Here is an 18,262-nt window from a genome sequence, read left to right on the forward strand (position 1 = left end):
GCTGAACGCTGTCGGGCGCCCTGCGAAAGGGCCCTACGAGATGGCGCTGCGCAGGTGCGCGACGTCTATCTGCTCGGTGTCGTCGTGCGCGGTCAGGTCGATGATGTCGTCCCTGCCGTCGCCCTCGGTCCCGGCCTCCGTCTCGGCCTCGGCCTGGGCGAGGGCCTCCTCGCCGACGACGTCCGCGAGGTCCGTCTCCTCGACGGGCCGCGTCAGGGGCCGCTGGGTGCCGAAGAAGTCGAACCCGCCCTGCGTACGCGACGCGGGGCGCCGTGCGGCGAGCCGCGCGGGCTCGGCGGCGACGGACCGCAAGGGGGTGGCGCCGGTGGGCGCGACGGCGTCGGTTCCGTCGGTGGCGTCGGCGCCCTTGGCACCCTTCCGGCCGGTGGTCCCGGAAACCTCGGAGACCTCGCGGTCCTTCGGCCCCTGGGCGGTGGCCTCGGTGGCGTCGGCGTTCCGGGTCTTCTCGGCGGCCGACTTCGACCCGGTCGCCGGCTCGGCCTCCGGGCCGGCCTCCGGGCCAATCTCCGCCGTCGGCTCCGTCAGCGCGGCGAGGGCCTTCTCCTCCGCCTCACGCTGCTGGCGGGCGGCGTTGCTCTCCAGGTCGCGGAGTGCCTCGGCGGCCTTGCGGTAGGCGGACGCCGCGACGTACGAACCGGGCGTGCCGGCCGGGGCGCCGGTCTCCAGCGCCTTCGCGGAACGCGACCGGGGCACGATGCCCCGCGCGACCCGCCGGCCCTCCAGCGCGCTGGCCCGCTCGGTCTCGGCCGTGGCGTAGCGGCGCAGCAGGTCGGCGTGTTCGGTACGGAGCCGGGCGAGCTCGGCGCGCTTCCCGCGCAGCTTGCCCTCCAGCGCGGCCCGGGCCGTGCGGGCCTCCTCCAGCTCCGTCTCCAGCTCGGCTATCCGCTCGTCGGTCTTCCACTCGTCCCGCACCCGGGCGGCGGTGAGCTGGGCGACCCGCTTCCCGGCGGAGCGGTCCCAACGGCGCATCAGCACGGCGCCGACCACCGCGGCGGCGGCGGCCGCCGCGGCGAGACCCCGGATGACGACCGTTTCACCTACCGCCCAGGCGCCGGCGGCGCAGGCGACCGATGTCGCGGCGACCGTCGATGGCGGAAGAAGCCTGTGCAGGGGCGGCGAATGGCGGTGGCGTCCTCGTGGCATGGCCTGAAACTTACCGTGCGTCGCCTCGGGAGTGTGACCCCACCACCAAACTCTTCCCTTGATCTTACTTCTCCGCTACTTCCCTCCTTCGTCGGCTCGACCACGCCGGCTCACTTCGTGAGCAACCGCTTGTCCTTGAGGTACTGCGCGGCGACATCCGCGGGCTTGAGCCGCTGCGCGTCCACCTTCTTGTTGAGTTCGGTGAGATCCTCCGTGGTCAGCACCCTGGTGAGCTTGGCGAGCGCGTCGGCGATCTTCTGCGAACCCGCCTTCTTCGCATTCACCACGGGCAGCACGTTGTCGGAGTTCTGGAGGTTCTTGTCGTCCTTCAGCAGGACGAGACCGAACTGTTCGAGGGTGGCGTCCGTGGTCGTGGTCAGCAGCAGCTGGTCCTTGCCGTCCTTGACCGCCTGCTTGGCCTGCGCGCTGCCGACCTCCAGCGGGTGGATGCCGGTGATGTCGATGCCGTAGGTCTTCTCCAGACCCGGCTGGCAGAAGGGTCGCTGCGGGCATTCGTCGCCCGCGGCGAGCTTGATCTTCTGCTTCGACTTCCCAAGATCGGAAAGCGTCTTGAGGCCGTGCTCCCCGGCGAACTCCTTGGTCACGGCGAAGGCGTTCTGATCGACCGCGCGGCCGGCGTCGAGGACCTTCAGGCCGCGGGGCTCGGCGAGTTTCCGAAGGGCCTTCACCGTGGCCTCGGCGTCGGCGGAGGCGACGGCCGGCGCGTCCTTGCCGTTCTGCTTCTTGTTCAGGAATTCGGCGAGCGTCGCCGCATACTCCGGGACGACATCGATCTCGCCCGTCTCCAAAGCCGGTTCATACAGCTCACGGGCGTCAACGGATTTGATCTTCGTCGAATAGCCGGCGTCCTTCAGCAGCCCCGCGTATATCTCCGCGAGCACCTTGGACTCGGTGAAGGACGCCGCGCCGACCACCAGCGTCCCCTGCCCCGGCTTCGCGGACGCGTCCCCGCCACCGGACTTCTCCAGGCTGTCGCCACCGCAGGCGGCGAGGCCCACCGTCAAGGTGGCGACACCGGCCGCCGCCAGCAGGGCGCGCGTGGTCCGCGCTCGACGCGGGGTGCTGCTCATGGGGAACTCCATCCATTCGGTGAACGTCCGTGTGCCTATGCCCGGACGCCCCTTCGTTCAGGCGCCGCGAGCGGCTTGATCAGGCGTCAGAAGAGGACCGGCTCAGGCGGGAGTGCCCACGGCCGGCAGGGAATCGGCGGCCGGTGCCGGGCCGCCGCCGCCCGCCGCCCGGCCGCGTATGCGCCTCGCGCGGCGGCGCGCCGGGTCCAGCAGCCGCTCCAGGGCGACGAACAGGGCCTCCACCAACAGCGCGAACGCCGCCACCAGCAGCGCCCCGGCCACCACCTGCGCGGTGTCGGTGAGCCGGAACCCGGCCGTGATGATCCGGCCCAGGCCGCCGCCCCCGGCCAGCGCGGCGAGCGTGGCCGTGGCCACGATCTGCACGGCGGCGGTCCGCACCCCGGTCATGATGAGCGGGAAGGCGAGCGGCAGCTCGACCCGGCCGACCACCTGACGCCCCGTCATGCCCATGCCGCGCGCGGCCTCGACCATGTCGCGGTCCACCCCGCGCATCCCCACATAGGCGTTGGTGAGCACCGGCGGGATCGCGAAGAGCACCAGCGCGATGACCGTGGGCCAGGAGCCGTACGTGCCGAGCGGGCTGAGCAGCAACAGCACCAGCACCGCGAACGTCGGCACCGCGCGCCCCGCGTTGGAGAGGTTCACCGCCAGGGCGCCGCCCCGGCCCAGGTGGCCCAGCACCACGGCGACGGGCAGCGCGACGGCGCAGGAGATCAGCAGGCTCAGCGCGGTGAGGTACAGATGCTGGTCGAGCCGGTGCCAGACACCGTCCACGCCCGTCCAGTGCGAGCCGGTGGACAGCCACGTCCACGTCCTCTCGACGACGCCCATCAGGCCACCACCTCGCCGGCCGGGCGCTTCCCGACACCACGGCCGGGGCTCGCGCGCCGCTTCGTGCGGGTCCACGGCGTCAACAGCCGCTGTACGAGCAGCAGGACGACATCGGCGACGACCGCCAGCACCACGCACAGCACCGAGGCGGTGAGCACCTGCGCCTTGAAGTAGCTGCGCAGGCCCTCCAGGATGAGATTGCCCAGGCCGCCGTAGCCGATGATCGACCCGACGGTGGTGAGGGAGACCGTGGAGACCGTGGCGATCCGCAGGCCGGCCATCAGCGCGGGCAGCGCCAGCGGGAGCTCCACCCCGAACAGCAGCCGCACCGGCCCGTATCCCATGCCACGCGCCGCCTCGCGGGCCTCCTCGGGCACGGCGGCCAGCCCGGCCAGGATGTTCCGCACGAGGATGGTCAGCGAATACAGCACCAGGCCCGTGACCACGACGGACACCGACAGTCCGAAGACCGGCACGAGCAACGAGAACATGGCGAGCGACGGGACCGTATAGAGCACGGTCGTCAGACCCAGCACCGGGGCCGCCACGGCACGCCGTCTGCGCGCCAGCAGCGCGAGCGGGAACGCCACGAGCAGGCCGATGCCGACCGACGCGAGCGTGATGCCGATGTGCTGGAGCGTAGCGTCCGCCAGCTCCTGACCGCGGGTGCGCACATATTCGCCGCAGATCCAGTCGTTGGTGACCAAGCAGCTCTGCTCCGCCATACGCCCTCACCTCCCCCTGGGCCTTGACCGTCGGTTACTGGCGACCCTAACCCCGGGCACTGACATTCGAGTCCGCCGCCACACAACGGCAACAATGTCGGGAGCGAGTACGGCCAGAATGGGGAATCATGATCCGCTTCGAGCACGTCACCAAGCGCTACGCCGACGGCACCACCGCCGTGGACGACCTGTCCTTCGAGGTGGCGGAGGGCGAGCTGGTCACGCTCGTCGGGCCGTCCGGCTGCGGCAAGACCACCACGATGAAGATGGTCAACCGGCTGATCGAGCCGAGCGGCGGCCGGATCTTCCTCGACGGCGAGGACATCGCCACGGTCGACCCCGTCGAGCTGCGCCGCCGGATCGGCTACGTCATCCAGCAGGTCGGCCTCTTCCCGCACAAGACCGTGCTCGACAACACCGCGACCGTCCCGCACCTGCTGGGCTGGCAGCGCAAGAAGGCCCGCGCCCGCGCCGCCGAGCTGCTGGACCTCGTCGGCCTCGATCCGAACGTCTACGGCGACCGCTACCCCGACCAGCTCTCCGGCGGGCAGCGCCAGCGCGTCGGGGTGGCCCGCGCGCTGGCCGCCGACCCGCCCGTACTGCTGATGGACGAGCCCTTCGGCGCGGTGGACCCGGTCGTCCGCGAGCACCTCCAGAACGAGTTCCTGCGGCTCCAGTCGCAGGTCCGCAAGACCGTGCTCTTCGTCACGCACGACATCGAGGAGGCCGTCCGCCTCGGTGACCGCATCGCGGTCTACGGGAACGGGCGCATCGAACAGTTCGACGCGCCGTCCGCGGTGCTCGGCGCCCCGGCCACCCCGTACGTCGCCGACTTCGTCGGGGCCGACCGGGGGCTCAAGCGGCTCTCGGTCACCTCCATCGAGGCCGGCGACCTCGAACAGCCGCCGGTGGTGCACCTCGACGACGACGTGAGCCGGACGGCGGCCCGGCTCTCGGGCGAGGGGGCGCGCTGGGCCGTGGTCCTGGACGACTCCGACCACCTCCACGGCTGGATCTCGGCGGACGCGCTCGCCGCCGCGCGGGCGGACGGCACGGTCCGCGACCACGCCCGCCGCATGGACGCCTGGCTGCCCGTGGGGGCCTCGCTCAAGCAGGCGTTCAGCACGATGCTCCAGCACGACGCCGGCTGGATCGCCGTCCTCGACGGCGAGCGGGCGGACCACTTCCTGGGGGTGCTGACGCCGGCGCGCCTGCACGAGGCGCTGCGGCGCTCCACGGCGGCCGACGCGGTGGGCGCCGAGCGCGCCGATGTGAAGGTGGAGACGGTCGCGGACGCGTAGTCGGCGCCGCCCGGCGGCGGGGGTGGCCTCAAGCTCCCCCGGCTACCGCCGGGAGGTGCCCCGGACGGGCTCGACAGGGCTCGGACGGGCGTGCGGAGTCACGCGGGCGCCGCGCCCGGCCCCCCGTGCTCCTCGTCGTCGTCCTCGGGCAGCTTGCACACCCGTTCGAGGAAGAACGCGGCGGCGATCACGGCCGCGCCCGCCAGCACCGACGTACCGGCGTAGATCACCTGGTCGCGGCGGGCCGTGGTGTCCAGGCCCTGGATGAGGAGGAAGACGCCGTCGCCGCCGTACATGCCCGCCACCAGCGCCGCGACCAGCGCGCTGGCCTGGCCGAAGACGACCGCGCGGGCGGCCAGCAGGGGGTCCACGCCCTTCGCGCCGGGCCGCCGCTCGCGCTGGGCCCGCAGCCGGGAGCGCAGCGACAGCGCCGTGGCGGCGAGGACGACGGCGATGACCGCCAGCACGATGGGTGCCGCCACGGGCACGCTCGGCAGTGTGCCGTACGCGTCCCACAGCCGGGCGCCCGCCCAGGACACCACTCCGGCCACGGCGAACAGCCCGACCAGCACCCCGATCCGAAGTTGCTTCACCGAGCCGTCGCCCCTCATCTCATCCGTCCGTCCGTGCGTCGAAAAGACATGATCCCAACGTCTACTCGGGGAGGCGGAGTTCCAGGTCGACCCGCGGCGCCACGCCGCTGGTGCCGACCTGGGCCAGCAGCTCGACGACCGCGCCGCGCCCCGGGACCACGGCCTCCGGGTCCACGTCGTGCCACGGCGCCAGCACGAAGGCGCGCTCGTGCGCGCGCGGGTGCGGCAGCGTGAGCACGGGCTCGTCGGAGACGACGTCCTGATAGGCCACGATGTCGACATCGAGCGTCCGCGGGCCCCAGCGCTCGTCCCGGACCCGCTCGAACGCCTCCTCGATCGCCTGCCCGCGCTCCAGCAGCGAGCCCGGCGGGAGGGTGGTCTTCACCAGCACCACGGCGTTGTAATACGACGGCTGGGTGCCCGGCTCGACGCCCCACGGCTCCGTCTCGTACACCGGGGAGACGGCCTTGACCCGCAGGCCGGGCGTGTCCTCCAGGGCGTCGATCGCGCCCTGGAGGGTCTCCAGGCGGTTGCCGAGATTGCTGCCCAGCGAGATCACGGCCCGCTTGGGGTTGCTCAAGGTCACATCTGCGGCATCCACCTGCTCCACCACGGAGGCGGGCACCGGCTGCACGGTCGGGTCGCTGCTGCTCATACTCGGCTCCGCGTAATAGTGATCGTCACATCGTCAAAAGGCACGGTGATCGGGGCGTCCGGCTTGTGCACGACCACCTCGACCTCCCGTACCGCGTCGTGCTTGAGACACTGCTGGGCGATCCGTTCGGCGAGGGTCTCGATGAGGTCCACGGGCTCCCCCTGGACGACATTGACGACCTCCTCCGCCACCACGCCGTAGTGCACGGTCTTCGTGAGGTCGTCGGCGGCCGCGGCGGGCCGGGTGTCCAGGCTCAGCACCAGGTCCACGATGAAGGTCTGGCCCTCCTCGCGCTCCCGGGGGAACACCCCGTGGTGCCCGCGAGCCTTCAAGCCGCGCAGCGCGACACGATCCACACGAATCACTCCTGCTGGTCGTTCGGTATGGCGCGCACGCACCGCCTTCGGCACGCCGCCCGCCCCCGCCGTCGGCCGGGGCGCCCACTCGAATCTACCTGCGAGCGCCGACAGCGCTCGCACATGGACGCCGAGGGCGTTGGAGATATCTCAGGACATTTACGGTTATTCGCGGACTTCGGGACTTCTGCGGACGCCACGGACAGGAAACCTCACCGGGCCACTCGACCGGGCGCCTCGTACGGACGAGGAACGGGCGGATAAACGGGCGAAGAACGGACCAAGAGCTCCGACGCCGCCGACCCGCTCGCGCCGCGCCTGCCCACCGCCCCGTACCTCACCCCTACCCGTCCTCCGAGCAGCCCGAACGAGTGGCCCGCGATCTCCTCGTACTGACGCGCCGCGCCGACGCGCCCGAGCCGGCCGCGCCGGTCTCAGGCCCCCACCTCGCCGTCCCCGCTCTCCGGCCCCTCCTCCTCGTCCTCGCGCCCGGCGAGGACCGGGGAGCCGTGGTGCGACCACACCTTCCACTCCTCGCCGACCCGCCGGAAGGCGTTCGTGGCCACGACGAGCTGGCCCACCAGCGGCCCCAGCTCGCCCTCGGTCTCGGCCGGGCCGCCGCTGAGGATGTTCTCCGTGCAGGTCACCAGCGCCGTGTCACCGGCCACCGACACCTCGACGTCGGTGAGGAAGAACTGGATGTAGTCGGTGCTCGCCATGATCAGCGCGTACGAGCGGAGCACCTCGCCCCGCCCGCGCAGCACCGGCCACCCGGGGTGCACGCAGGACACCTCGGCGTCGGGGTCGTTCAGCCACATCTCCCCCATGGCCGTCGTGTCGCCGCGCTCGACCGCCTCGTAAAGGGCGGTATTGGCGAGTTCGACCCGCTCGCTGTCCGTACGAGCGGCGCTCACACGGCCTCCCCGGCGGCCACCCGGGCCGCCTCCGCCGCCTCCGCCGCTTCCTCCACGGCCCGCACCACCCGCACCGCGTCCGCGCTCGCCCGCACCTCGTGCACCCGCACCGCCCACGCGCCCTCGCGCGCCGCGATGGTGGAGACCGCCGCCGTCGCCGCGTCCCGCTCCCGGGCCGGCGGCGGGCTGCCGTCGGGACCGGCCAGCACCCGGCCCAGGAACCGCTTCCGGGACGCCGCCACCAGCATCGGCCGGCCCAGCTCCCGGCCGAGCCGGCCCAGCTCGGCGACCAGCGCCAGGTCGTGCTCGGCGTTCTTCGCGAAGCCCAGCCCGGGATCGATCACCAGGCGGTCCGGCTCCACTCCGGCGTCGACCACCGCGTCCAGCCGTCGCCGCAGCTCGTCGAGCACCTCGCCGACCACGTCCCCGTACACCGCCCGGCTGTTCATGTCCGAGCTGAATCCGCGCCAGTGCATCACCACGAACGGCACCCGGGCCGTCGCCACCACCGGCACCATCGCCGGGTCGGCGAGCCCGCCGCTCACGTCGTTGACCAGCACCGCGCCGGCCTCGACGGCCGCCTCGGCGACCGCGGCGCGCATGGTGTCCACCGACACCACCACGCCCTCGCCGGCCAGCCCGCGGACCACCGGGATCACCCGGCGCAGCTCCTCGCCCTCGTCCACCCGGGGCGCCCCGGGGCGGGTGGACTCGCCGCCCACGTCGACCAGGTCGGCACCCCCGGCGACCAGGTCGAGCCCCCGCTTGATCGCCACTTCGGTGTCGAACCAGCGACCGCCGTCGGAGAACGAATCGGGCGTGACATTGACCACGCCCATCACCGCACAGCGGTCCCACTCCGGCAGACCGACGGGCCCGAATCGACCGCGCAACGTACTCATGGCGCCAAGCCTAGGGCGTCCCGGCCAGGGGGCGCCGCCCGCCCGGAGGCCGCGCGGCGCGGCGACCGCGGCGGGCCGACGGAACGGCGAAGGCCCCGCCCGAAGCGCCGGAAGCGCTGTCGGGCGGGGCCTTCGGCCAGGGCCTGGCGGGTCACGCCGCGCGCGTGACCTCCGCGGCCGAGACCTGGTCCTCGTCGTGGACCTCGGCCTTGGGCTGGGCCGGGCGGCGGCGCAGCAGCCGCGGCAGCTCCAGGAAGCCCTCCGCCTGCATCATCGCGAAGCCGATGCGGGGCAGGTCGCGGCTGTTGGGGAAGACCACGAAGCGCGGCTCCCAGCGCGGCCGGAACTTCTCGTTGAACTTGTACAGCGACTCGATCTGGAACCAGCGCGAGAGGAAGACCAGCACCGTGCGCTGGATGCGGACGACCGGGCCGGCGCCGAGCTTGCCGCCGCGCTCCAGGGCGGAGCGGAAGAACGCGAAGTTCAGCGACAGCCGCTTGATCTTCAGGTCGGGCGCGGCCTGGAGGAAGGCGACGATGAGCAGCTCGTTCATGCCGGGGTCGGCGCTGCGGTCGCGGCGCATCAGCTCCAGCGAGCTGCCGTCCGGGCCCCACGGCACGTAGTGCTGCATGGCCTTGAGGTCGCCGAAGGCGAGCTCCTCGCCCTCCTCCGGATCCTTGTGGGCGGTGGCGATGATGGCGTCCAGGTCCTTCGGGTCGCCGATCCGGCCCAGCGCCATGGAGAAGCCGCGCTCGTCCTCGGTGTCGCGCCAGGCGTTGGCGGCCTTCTGGACGACCTCCAGCTCCTCGGCGCTCAGGTCGCCGACGCGGCGCACCTTGGTGCTGTAGCCGTTGCGCTCGATGCGCTTGACCATCTGGCGGACGTTGCGCATGGAGCGCCCGGAGAGGCTGAAGTCGGCGACGTCGACGATGGCCTCGTCGCCCATCTCCAGCGCGTCCAGACCGGTCTCCCGGGTCCAGACCTCGCCGCCGGTCTCGCTGCAGCCGGCGACCGCGGGGGTCCAGGAGTGGCGCTTGGCGAGCGCCATGAACTGCTCGATCGCGCCCGGCCACGCCTCGACGTCGCCGATCGGGTCACCGCTGGCGAGCATCACGCCGGAGACGACGCGGTACGAGACCGCCGCCTTGCCCGACGGGGAGAAGACGACGCTCTTGTCGCGGCGCAGCGCGAAGTGGCCGAGCGAGTCGCGGGCACCGTGCTTGGCGAGCAGCTCGCGCAGCCGGTCCTCGTCCTCCTCTGTGAGGACCGCGGCCGGGTAGGCCGGGCGGAAGGCCAGGAAGGCGGTGGTGGCGACGGTCAGCAGACCGAGGGCGCCCAGGGAGTAGCCGACGGTGTAGTCGACGCCACCGGTGTAGCGGATCGATCCCTCGAAGCCGAAGAGGCCCCAGAGGACGTGCTCGATCTGCTCCAGGACCGGCGGGTCGCCGACCATCTGGTCGGGGTGCGAGCCGACGATCACCCAGCCGAGGCCGAAGCTGGCCGCGCCCATGAGCACGAAGTTGGCCAGCGCCTTCAGGCGGCTGCGCGGGTCGGGCAGCGCGAAGAACGCCTTCCGGTGCCGTACGAGGTAGGCCAGGACCAGGACGGAGAAGATCGCGCCGGGGTAGGAGTGGCGGTAGATCAGCTGGGCGGCCGCTCCTATCGGCAGCAGCACGACGGCGGCGAGCCACGCCTGCTGCTTGGCCCGCTTGAGTCCGTGGGCGAGCATCAGCAGCAGGATGCCGACGATGATCGAACCGGCCGCGGCCAGCTGCGTCACCGAGCCGGGCAGCACCTCGGCGAAGCTGTGGACACGGCTCCAGCGCCACCGGGGGACGACCCCGGCGAGGATGTCCAGCAATCCGATGACGGCCGCGACCGTGCCCACGACGGCAGGCACTTTCTCGGGCCGTGGCCCCTTGAGGATGCGCGCAAGCCCCGACAGCCTCTTGGTCCCCTCGGGAACCCCATCGGACTTTTTGCCATCTACCCTGACAGACATCTCTTCCCGTCGTCCTGTCGAGTGGTCCTGCGCCATTTGGCCGCAGCGCCCGGACAATGTGCGCCCTGTAGGACGACGGTTTCGGGGTTGAGGTTCCGCCGGGGGCCGAGCCCGGAAAGAAGTAACCATTCCGCGACCCGGCGCCGGGTCGCTCGGCAGAAAGCACCTCATGGGTCTCACCAGCATGGCGGTTCTGCTGCTTGCCATCGCGGCGGCGGTAGTGCTCTTCGCTTTGACCATTTGGCTCTGGCCCCGACTGGGCAAGAAGAGCATCGGCTCGATTCTCGGCCGGGTGGGCATGATGCTCGCCACCCAGCTGACGCTGTTCGCCGCCATCGGCCTGTACGCGAACCAGTCCTTCGGTTTCTACGCCTCCTGGGCCGACCTCTTCGGTCAGGTCAAGGAGGAGGGCGTCGTCGTCGACCACAGCGCGAGCGGCAAGCGCGTCCAGGTCGTGGGCGTCCAGCAGGTGAAGGTGCCCCGCGCCGACGTACCGCGCGTGGCCGGCAAGATCGAGAAGATCAATATCGCGGGCCCCGAATCGAAGATCAACAGCCCGGCGTACGTCTATCTGCCGCCGGAGTACTTCCAGCCGCAGTACGCCAACAAGAACTTTCCGGCCTCGGTCGTCCTGACCGGATTCCCGGGCACCGCCGAGGCGCTCATCAAGGGCCTCGACTACCCGGTGCGGGCGCACAAGCTGGCCAAGGACAAGAAGATGCAGCCCACCATCCTGGTGATGATGCGTCCGACCGTGGCCCCGCCGCGCGACACCGAGTGCATAGACATACCCAACGGCCCCCAGACCGAGACCTTCTTCACCAAGGATCTCCGCAAGTCCGTCGCCACCCAGTACCGGGTCGGCGAGAAGGCCGCCAATTGGGGCGTGATCGGCGACTCCACCGGTGGCTACTGCGCCCTGAAGTTCGCCATGCGCCACCCCGACGCCTACGGCGCCGCGGCCTCCCTGTCCGGCTACTACAAGGCCCCGCAGGACCCGACGACCGGCTCCCTCTTCGGCGGAAACAAGCAGCTGGAGAAGGAGAACAACCTGATGTGGCGGCTGAAGAACAAGCCGATGCCGCCCGTGTCGCTGCTGCTCACCACCAGCAAGCAGGGTGAGAGCAACTACAAGGACACGATGGAATTCATCAAGTCCACCAAGGCACCGACCCGCATCTCCTCGATCGTCCTGGACACCGGCGGCCACAACTTCAACACCTGGCGCCGTGAGCTCAACGCCACCCTGAAGTGGATGGGCAGCCGCCTCCAGGCCTAGGGGGTGTCCGGCCCGCTCAGCGGGCCATGATGAGGCTCATCGCCTCAGCGCGGGTCGCGGGGTCACGCAGCTGGCCCCGCACCGCCGACGTCAGCGTCTTGGCACCGGGCTTGCGGATGCCGCGCATGGACATGCACATGTGCTCGCACTCGATGACGACCACCACGCCCCGCGGCTCCAGGATCTCCATCAGCGAGTCCGCGATCTGCGTGGTGAGCCGCTCCTGCACCTGCGGCCGCCGGGCGTAGACGTCCACCAGCCGGGCCAGCTTCGACAGGCCCGTGATCTTCCCGCTCGTCGCCGGGATGTAGCCGACGTGCGCCACCCCGTGGAACGGCACCAGGTGGTGCTCGCACGTGCTGTAGACCTCGATGTCCCGGACGAGCACCATCTCGTCGTGGCCCAGGTCGAACGTCGTGGTCAGCACGGACTCCGGCTCCTGCCACAGCCCCGCGAAGATCTCCTTGTACGCCCGCGCCACCCGGGCCGGCGTCTCGCGCAGCCCCTCGCGGTCCGGGTCCTCGCCCACGGCTATGAGCAGTTCACGGACGGCGTTCTCGGCCCGCTTCTCGTCGAATTCACCGATGGAGTTCTCGGCGTCCAGCGTCACCGGGTCGGTCATGGGGTGCCTCGTTCTCTCGTACGGACGTACAGGCCGGCAGCGGCCGGAAATGCGGGATGCCGCGTCACCAGGCTAAAACCTGGGTGACGCGGCATCCATTCCGGGCCCTGTGATGAGCGCCCGGGTGAGCTTCGCGGCTCAGACCTCCGGGTGGTTCTCGTCCGGGACGACCTCGATCGCGTCCACGGGCTGACCGCCATTGCTCGGCGCGAGCTCCTTGGGGGAGAGCACCGGCGGGCGGGTGGAGGGCGTACGACGCGAGGAGCCGGTCCACGCCGGGCGGGCCGGGCGCTTCACGATGTGCTTGAAGACCTCGGCGATCTCCTCCTTGTTCAGCGTCTCCTTCTCCAGGAGGGCCAGAACGAGGTTGTCGAGGACGTCGCGGTTCTCGACGAGGATCTCCCACGCCTCATTGTGCGCGGTCTCGATGAGCTTCTTGACCTCTTCGTCGACCAGCGCGGCGACCTCTTCGGAGTAGTCGCGCTGGTGCGCCATCTCGCGGCCCAGGAACGGCTCGCTGTTGTCCGAGCCGAACTTGATCGCGCCGAGCCGCTCGGTCATGCCGTACTGCGTGACCATCGCGCGGGCCGTGGCGGTGGCCTTCTCGATGTCGTTCGCCGCGCCCGTGGTCGGGTCGTGGAAGACGAGCTCCTCGGCCGCGCGGCCGCCCAGCATGTACGCGAGCTGGTCGAGCATCTCATTGCGCGTGGTGGAGTACTTGTCCTCGTCCGGCAGGACCATGGTGTAGCCGAGCGCGCGGCCGCGGGACAAGATCGTGATCTTGTGCACCGGGTCGGAGTTCGGGGACGCCGCGGCGACCAGGGCGTGACCGCCCTCGTGGTACGCGGTGATCTTCTTTTCCTTGTCGCTCATGATCCGGGTCCGCTTCTGCGGTCCGGCCACGACACGGTCGATCGCCTCGTCCAGCGAGTGGTTGTCGATCAGCTTCTTGTCGCTGCGGGCCGTCAGCAGGGCGGCCTCGTTCAGCACGTTGGAGAGATCGGCACCGGTGAAGCCGGGGGTGCGACGGGCGACGGCCGAGAGGTCGACGTCCGGGGCGACCGGCTTGCCCTTCTGGTGAACCTTGAGGATCTCCAGACGGCCCTGCATGTCCGGGCGGTCGACGGCGATCTGCCGGTCGAAGCGGCCGGGGCGCAGCAGCGCGGGGTCGAGGATGTCGGGGCGGTTCGTGGCGGCGATCAGGATGACGCCGCCCTTGACGTCGAAGCCGTCCATCTCGACCAGGAGCTGGTTGAGGGTCTGCTCGCGCTCGTCGTGACCGCCGCCGAGGCCCGCGCCGCGGTGTCGGCCGACGGCGTCGATCTCGTCGACGAAGACGATGGCCGGGGCGTTGGCCTTGGCCTGCTCGAAGAGGTCACGGACGCGCGAGGCGCCGACACCCACGAACATCTCGACGAAGTCGGAGCCGGAGATCGAGTAGAAGGGAACGCCCGCCTCGCCGGCGACGGCGCGCGCGAGCAGGGTCTTGCCCGTACCGGGCGGGCCGTAGAGCAGGACGCCCTTGGGGATCTTGGCGCCGACGGCCTGGAACTTCGCCGGCTCCTGGAGGAACTCCTTGATCTCGTGGAGCTCCTCGACCGCCTCGTCGGACCCGGCCACATCGGCGAAGGTCGTCTTCGGGGTGTCCTTGGTGATCAGCTTGGCCTTGGACTTCCCGAAGTTCATGACTCGGGAGCCGCCGCCCTGCATCTGGTTCATCAGGAACAGGAAGACCACGACGATGAGCACGAACGGCAGCAACGACAGCAGCACCCCGACGAAGGGGTTCTGCTTCGACGTCGAGACGTTGTACCCCTCGGGGATCATGTTCTTCTCGGCGTTGGCCTGCAGCGTCTTGGCCAGGTCGACGCCCTGGACGTCGATGTAGTTGGCCTGGACCTTGCTGCTGCCCTTGACCTTCTGGCCGGCCTTGAGTTCGACCTTGATCTTGTTCTCGTCGCCGGTCGTCAGCTCGGCCGATTTCACCTGGTCCTTGGCGATCGCCTGTACGACCTGGCTGGTGTCCACCGACTTGTAGCCGCCGGACGAGCCGACGACCTGCATCAACACGACCACGGCGAGGACGGCCAGCACGATCCACATGACCGGCCCACGGAAGTAGCGCTTCACGTCCATCCATACGGGGCGCGAGCGCCCCGTCCCTCCTGCCACAGTGAGGCACGGCTGGCCCCTGGACGGGGTGCCTGTGCGTACGGTGTTCTGCTCGACCTTGCAGTGCTTGAAGCAGTGCTTAAAAAGAGTGCTTGAAAAGGCTGACCTTCGGACGGTACCCCAGCATTGTCACCCGAGGCCGCCGCAGACGGTCAACCAACCCGCCTTCCCATGCTCCAACGGCGGAAACCGTCGTTCGGTTCCCGCCCGCCGGAGCCGGCCCGTCCGGGCCGGGGACGCTAGCCGCCGTAGACGTGCGGCGCGAGCGTGCCCACGAAGGGGAGGTTGCGGTACTTCTCCGCGAAGTCGAGGCCGTAACCGACGACGAACTCGTTCGGGATGTCGAAGCCGACCCACTTCACGTCGATCGCGACCTTGGCCGCCTCCGGCTTGCGCAGGAGGGTGACGACGTTGAGGGAGGCGGGCTCCCGCGAGCCGAGGTTCGACAGCAGCCACGACAGCGTCAGGCCGGAGTCGATGATGTCCTCGACGATCAGGACGTCCTTGCCCTTGATGTCCGTGTCGAGGTCCTTGAGGATGCGGACCACCCCGGAGGACTGGGTGCCCGCGCCGTAGGAGGAAACGGCCATCCAGTCCATGGTGACGGGGGTGGACAGCGCACGCGCCAGGTCCGCCATCACCATCACGGCGCCCTTGAGGACGCCGACGATGAGCAGGTCCTTGCCCGCGTACTCCGCGTCGATCTTCGCCGCCAGCTCCGCCAGCTTCGCGTCGATCTCTTCCTTGGTGATGAGCACCGACTTGAGGTCGGTGCCCATGTCCTTGTCGTCCACCCGCGCCACTCTCGTTTGTTTACGGCTCATCCGGCTTGTTCGAGGCGAGCCAAGGCTCATTCGCGCTCGTTCGAATCAGCCCTGCCGGAGGACCAGTCTGCCACCCTGCCTGCGGACCGCGACCCGCCCGGGCAGATTGATGGCTCCCTGACCACGCCAACCGGTGATCAGCCGGTCGACTTCCTCGATGTGCCGGGCGAAGAGCGAACCGGCCGGTGAGCCCGCCGAGATGGCCGCCCGGCGCAGCACCCGGCGGCGGACGGCGGGGGGCAGGGCGTAGAGCTTCGCGGCCTCCAGGGCCCCGCTGTCGTCCCGTACGGAGGGCTCCACGGCGGCGGCCCAGCCGTCGAGGGCGTCCGCGTCGTCCCGGGAGAGCTGGGCGGTGCGGGCCAGGGCCTCGACCACGCCCTTGCCGAGCGCCTTCTCCAGGACGGGCAGGGCTTCGTGGCGGACCCGGGACCGGGTGTAGGCGGGGTCGGCGTTGTGCGGGTCGTCCCAGACGGGCAGGGACTGCACCATGCACGCCTTGCGGGCGGTCTGCCGGTCCAGGCCGAGGAAGGGCCGGCGGTAGCGGCCGTCGACGCCGGAGGCCACGGCCATGCCGGACAGCGAGCGGATGCCCGAACCGCGGGCGAGGCCGAGCAGCACGGTCTCCGCCTGGTCGTCGCGGGTGTGGCCGAGCAGGATCGCCGAGGCGCCGTGCCGCTCCGCGGCGGCGTCCAGTGCGGCGTAGCGGGCGTCGCGGGCGGCGGCTTCCGGGCCGCCGTCCCTGCCGACGGTCACCGTGACGGCCTCGACGGGGTCGAGGTCGAACGCGGCCATGCGGCTGACGACCTCGGCGGCCCGGAGGTCGGAGCCGGGCTGGAGGCCGTGGTCGACGGTGATCCCGCCGGCCCGGACGCCGAGCCTGGGGGCCTCGAAGGCCAGGGCGGAGGCCAGCGCCATGGAGTCGGCGCCACCGGAGCAGGCGACGAGGACGAGCGGCTGCCGGCCCGTCGCGGCGGCGGGGACGGATGCGGGTGAGGTGGGGGTGAGGACGTCGTGAAGTACGCGGCGGACCGCCAGGCGTATCGCGGCGACCGCGGGATGTGGACCCATGTCCGTGTGTCCAATCGTTCCATATGGAGATCGTTCGGAGCTCGCGAGCTTCGAGGCTTCAGTCACGCTGTGTGCGTTGATGGTGACAGAAGCGAGCCATTACCCGAGCATCGCACGCCCACCCCTGGCCCACGGTCCCTCGGACGGGTGATTACGGAAGCGTTCTACCCGGAGGAGGAGCTTCCGCTTCACCCCTCGGGCTTACGGTGCACCCGCGCGATCCAGTCCGCCGGTTTGGCGATCTCCGCCTTGGTCGGCAGCGTGTTCGGGGACGTCCAGACCCGGTTGAACCCTTCCATGCCGACCTCGTCCACGACCGCCCGCACGAAGCGCTCACCATCACGGTACTGCCGGAGCTTGGCGTCCAGACCCAGCAGCTTGCGCAGTGCCGCGTCCAGCCGCCCCGCACCGCTCGCCCGCCGCTGCTGGAACTTCTCCCTGATCTCCACGACCGAGGGCACCACCTGCGGACCGACCCCGTCCATCACATAGTCCGCGTGCCCCTCCAGCAGCGACATCACCGCCGTCAGCCGGGCCAGGATCTCCCGCTGCGCGGGCGTCTGGACCAGATCGACGATGCTGCGCGCCCCGCGCTCCTCTCCGTCCTCCGGCGGCTTGCCGCCCGCCAGCGACTGAGCGGCCTCACGGATCCGCTCCAGCAGCGTCACCGGGTCGACCTCGGTCTCCGCCAGGAACGCCTGGATCTCCGCCTCGATGTGATCCCGCAGCCAGGGCACGGCCGTGAACTGCGTCCGGTGCGTCTCCTCGTGCAGGCACACCCACAGCCGGAAGTCGTGCGGGTCCACGTCCAGCTCGCGCTCGACGTGGACGATGTTCGGCGCCACCAGCAGCAGCCGGCCGCCGTTCGCCGATCCCGGCAGATCCTTGGCCGCCGGTGCGAACGTCTCGTACTGCCCCAGTACGCGCGACGCCAGGAACGACAGCAGCATCCCCAGCTCCACACCGGTCACCTTGCCGCCGACCGCGCCCAGCATGTTTCCGTTGCCGCGGCGGTTCTGCATCTTCTCCAGCAGAGGGCTCAGCAGTGCGCGGAACCCGGCGACGTTCGCCTTGATCCAACCGGCCCGGTCGACGACGAGCACTGGTGTTTCGGCGTCCTGGTGCTCCGGGCCGGCCCCCGGAGGGCTCATCCGGGTGAACGCCCTGACGTGCTCCTCCGACGTCTTAGCGTGCCGCCGCAGCTCGGCGACGACCTCGCGAGCCTCCTCCCGACTCACTTCGGGCCCCGGCCGCACGAGTCGGGTCGCGGTCGCCACCGCGAGCTTCCAGTCGACCATCTCGGCACCACCGATGCTCGTCATGGCTTCACGGTACGTGTACCGCTCCGCTCGGGGTAGCGATGGAGGGGGTTCTGCGCCTTTGCCGCTGCCGTTTCCCGCTGTGGGGTCCGCTGCGGGGTCCGCTGCGCGGGGCGGTGTCCGCTGCGGGGTCCGCTGCGCGGGGCGGTGTCCGCTGCGGGGTCCGCTGCGCGGGGCGGTGTCCGCTGCGGGGTCCGCTGCGCGGGGCGGTGTCCGCTGCGGGGTCCGCTGCGCGGGCTGGTCATGGTGCGGTGTCCGCTGCGCGGGCTGTGTCCGCTGCGCGGGCTGTGTCCGCTGCGCGGGGCGGTGTCCGCTGCGCGGGGCGGTGTCCGCTGCGCGGGGCGGTGTCCGCTGCGCGGGGCTGGTCATGGTGCGGGGTCGGGCCTCCGCGGGCCCTATACGGGGCTGCTTCGCTTTACGCCC

General features: G+C 70.9%; 17 protein-coding genes. 2 read left to right on the forward strand and 15 right to left on the reverse strand.

Going from position 1 to position 18,262, the window contains the following annotated elements:
- Positions 1-33 precede the first annotated feature (33 nt).
- From ACZ303_RS30875 to ACZ303_RS30890, 4 genes are all read right to left on the reverse strand, one after another.
- Positions 34-1,164: a hypothetical protein gene (locus ACZ303_RS30875; protein ID WP_467343787.1), complete on the reverse strand. Its 1,131-nt coding sequence runs from the start codon at positions 1,162-1,164 to the stop codon at positions 34-36.
- A gap of 110 nt (positions 1,165-1,274) precedes the next feature.
- On the reverse strand, positions 1,275-2,255 hold the full coding sequence (locus ACZ303_RS30880; RefSeq protein ID WP_467343788.1) for an ABC transporter substrate-binding protein: 981 nt from the start codon (positions 2,253-2,255) through the stop codon (positions 1,275-1,277).
- Between the two features lie 102 nt (positions 2,256-2,357).
- Positions 2,358-3,107, reverse strand: a complete 750-nt coding sequence (locus ACZ303_RS30885) for an ABC transporter permease (protein WP_467343789.1) — start codon at positions 3,105-3,107, stop codon at positions 2,358-2,360.
- Positions 3,107-3,832, reverse strand: a complete 726-nt coding sequence (locus ACZ303_RS30890; RefSeq protein ID WP_467343790.1) for an ABC transporter permease — start codon at positions 3,830-3,832, stop codon at positions 3,107-3,109. The genes ACZ303_RS30885 and ACZ303_RS30890 overlap by 1 nt, the downstream gene beginning before the upstream one ends.
- A 128-nt stretch (positions 3,833-3,960) precedes the next feature.
- On the opposite strand from ACZ303_RS30890, the gene ACZ303_RS30895 reads away from it, so the two are divergent.
- Entirely contained in the window at positions 3,961-5,133 is a 1,173-nt protein-coding gene (locus ACZ303_RS30895; RefSeq protein WP_467343791.1) for an ABC transporter ATP-binding protein, read from the forward strand.
- 98 nt (positions 5,134-5,231) lie between these two features.
- Here ACZ303_RS30895 and ACZ303_RS30900 read toward each other — a convergent pair whose 3' ends face one another.
- The 6 genes from ACZ303_RS30900 to ACZ303_RS30925 form a co-directional block, all read right to left on the reverse strand.
- On the reverse strand, positions 5,232-5,726 hold the full coding sequence (locus ACZ303_RS30900) for a DUF3180 domain-containing protein (RefSeq protein WP_467343792.1): 495 nt from the start codon (positions 5,724-5,726) through the stop codon (positions 5,232-5,234).
- 61 nt (positions 5,727-5,787) lie between these two features.
- Positions 5,788-6,381: a 2-amino-4-hydroxy-6-hydroxymethyldihydropteridine diphosphokinase gene (folK, locus tag ACZ303_RS30905; RefSeq protein ID WP_467343793.1), complete on the reverse strand. Its 594-nt coding sequence runs from the start codon at positions 6,379-6,381 to the stop codon at positions 5,788-5,790.
- On the reverse strand, positions 6,378-6,737 hold the full coding sequence (folB, locus tag ACZ303_RS30910; protein ID WP_467343794.1) for a dihydroneopterin aldolase: 360 nt from the start codon (positions 6,735-6,737) through the stop codon (positions 6,378-6,380). Before folB ends, folK begins: the two co-directional genes overlap by 4 nt.
- A gap of 434 nt (positions 6,738-7,171) precedes the next feature.
- Positions 7,172-7,651 carry a nuclear transport factor 2 family protein gene (locus tag ACZ303_RS30915; RefSeq protein ID WP_467343795.1) on the reverse strand — a complete coding sequence of 160 codons (480 nt, stop codon included), beginning with the start codon at positions 7,649-7,651 and terminating at the stop codon, positions 7,172-7,174.
- Positions 7,648-8,553 carry a dihydropteroate synthase gene (gene folP / locus ACZ303_RS30920; RefSeq protein WP_467343796.1) on the reverse strand — a complete coding sequence of 302 codons (906 nt, stop codon included), beginning with the start codon at positions 8,551-8,553 and terminating at the stop codon, positions 7,648-7,650. The genes ACZ303_RS30915 and folP overlap by 4 nt, the downstream gene beginning before the upstream one ends.
- Before the next feature lie 151 nt (positions 8,554-8,704).
- On the reverse strand, positions 8,705-10,555 hold the full coding sequence (locus tag ACZ303_RS30925) for a phosphatidylglycerol lysyltransferase domain-containing protein (protein WP_467343797.1): 1,851 nt from the start codon (positions 10,553-10,555) through the stop codon (positions 8,705-8,707).
- 169 nt (positions 10,556-10,724) lie between these two features.
- Here ACZ303_RS30925 and ACZ303_RS30930 point away from each other — a divergent pair, with 169 nt between their 5' ends.
- A complete protein-coding gene (locus ACZ303_RS30930; protein WP_467343798.1) occupies positions 10,725-11,834 on the forward strand; it encodes an alpha/beta hydrolase in 1,110 nt (369 codons plus the stop codon).
- A 16-nt stretch (positions 11,835-11,850) separates the two neighbouring features.
- Here the strand turns inward: ACZ303_RS30930 and folE are convergent, their stop codons facing one another.
- The 5 genes from folE to ACZ303_RS30955 form a co-directional block, all read right to left on the reverse strand.
- Positions 11,851-12,456: a GTP cyclohydrolase I FolE gene (gene folE / locus ACZ303_RS30935; RefSeq protein ID WP_467343799.1), complete on the reverse strand. Its 606-nt coding sequence runs from the start codon at positions 12,454-12,456 to the stop codon at positions 11,851-11,853.
- A gap of 138 nt (positions 12,457-12,594) precedes the next feature.
- Complete coding sequence (gene ftsH, locus ACZ303_RS30940) at positions 12,595-14,592, reverse strand: ATP-dependent zinc metalloprotease FtsH (protein WP_467343800.1); 1,998 nt, start codon at positions 14,590-14,592, stop codon at positions 12,595-12,597.
- Between the two features lie 275 nt (positions 14,593-14,867).
- Positions 14,868-15,407 carry a hypoxanthine phosphoribosyltransferase gene (gene hpt, locus ACZ303_RS30945; RefSeq protein WP_116215820.1) on the reverse strand — a complete coding sequence of 180 codons (540 nt, stop codon included), beginning with the start codon at positions 15,405-15,407 and terminating at the stop codon, positions 14,868-14,870.
- Between the two features lie 90 nt (positions 15,408-15,497).
- Positions 15,498-16,520: a tRNA lysidine(34) synthetase TilS gene (gene tilS, locus ACZ303_RS30950; RefSeq protein ID WP_467343801.1), complete on the reverse strand. Its 1,023-nt coding sequence runs from the start codon at positions 16,518-16,520 to the stop codon at positions 15,498-15,500.
- A 188-nt stretch (positions 16,521-16,708) separates the two neighbouring features.
- On the reverse strand, positions 16,709-17,842 hold the full coding sequence (locus ACZ303_RS30955; RefSeq protein WP_467343802.1) for a zinc-dependent metalloprotease: 1,134 nt from the start codon (positions 17,840-17,842) through the stop codon (positions 16,709-16,711).
- Positions 17,843-18,262 lie beyond the last annotated feature (420 nt).

The sequence above is a fragment of the Streptomyces sp. NPDC023527 genome (assembly GCF_055560115.1).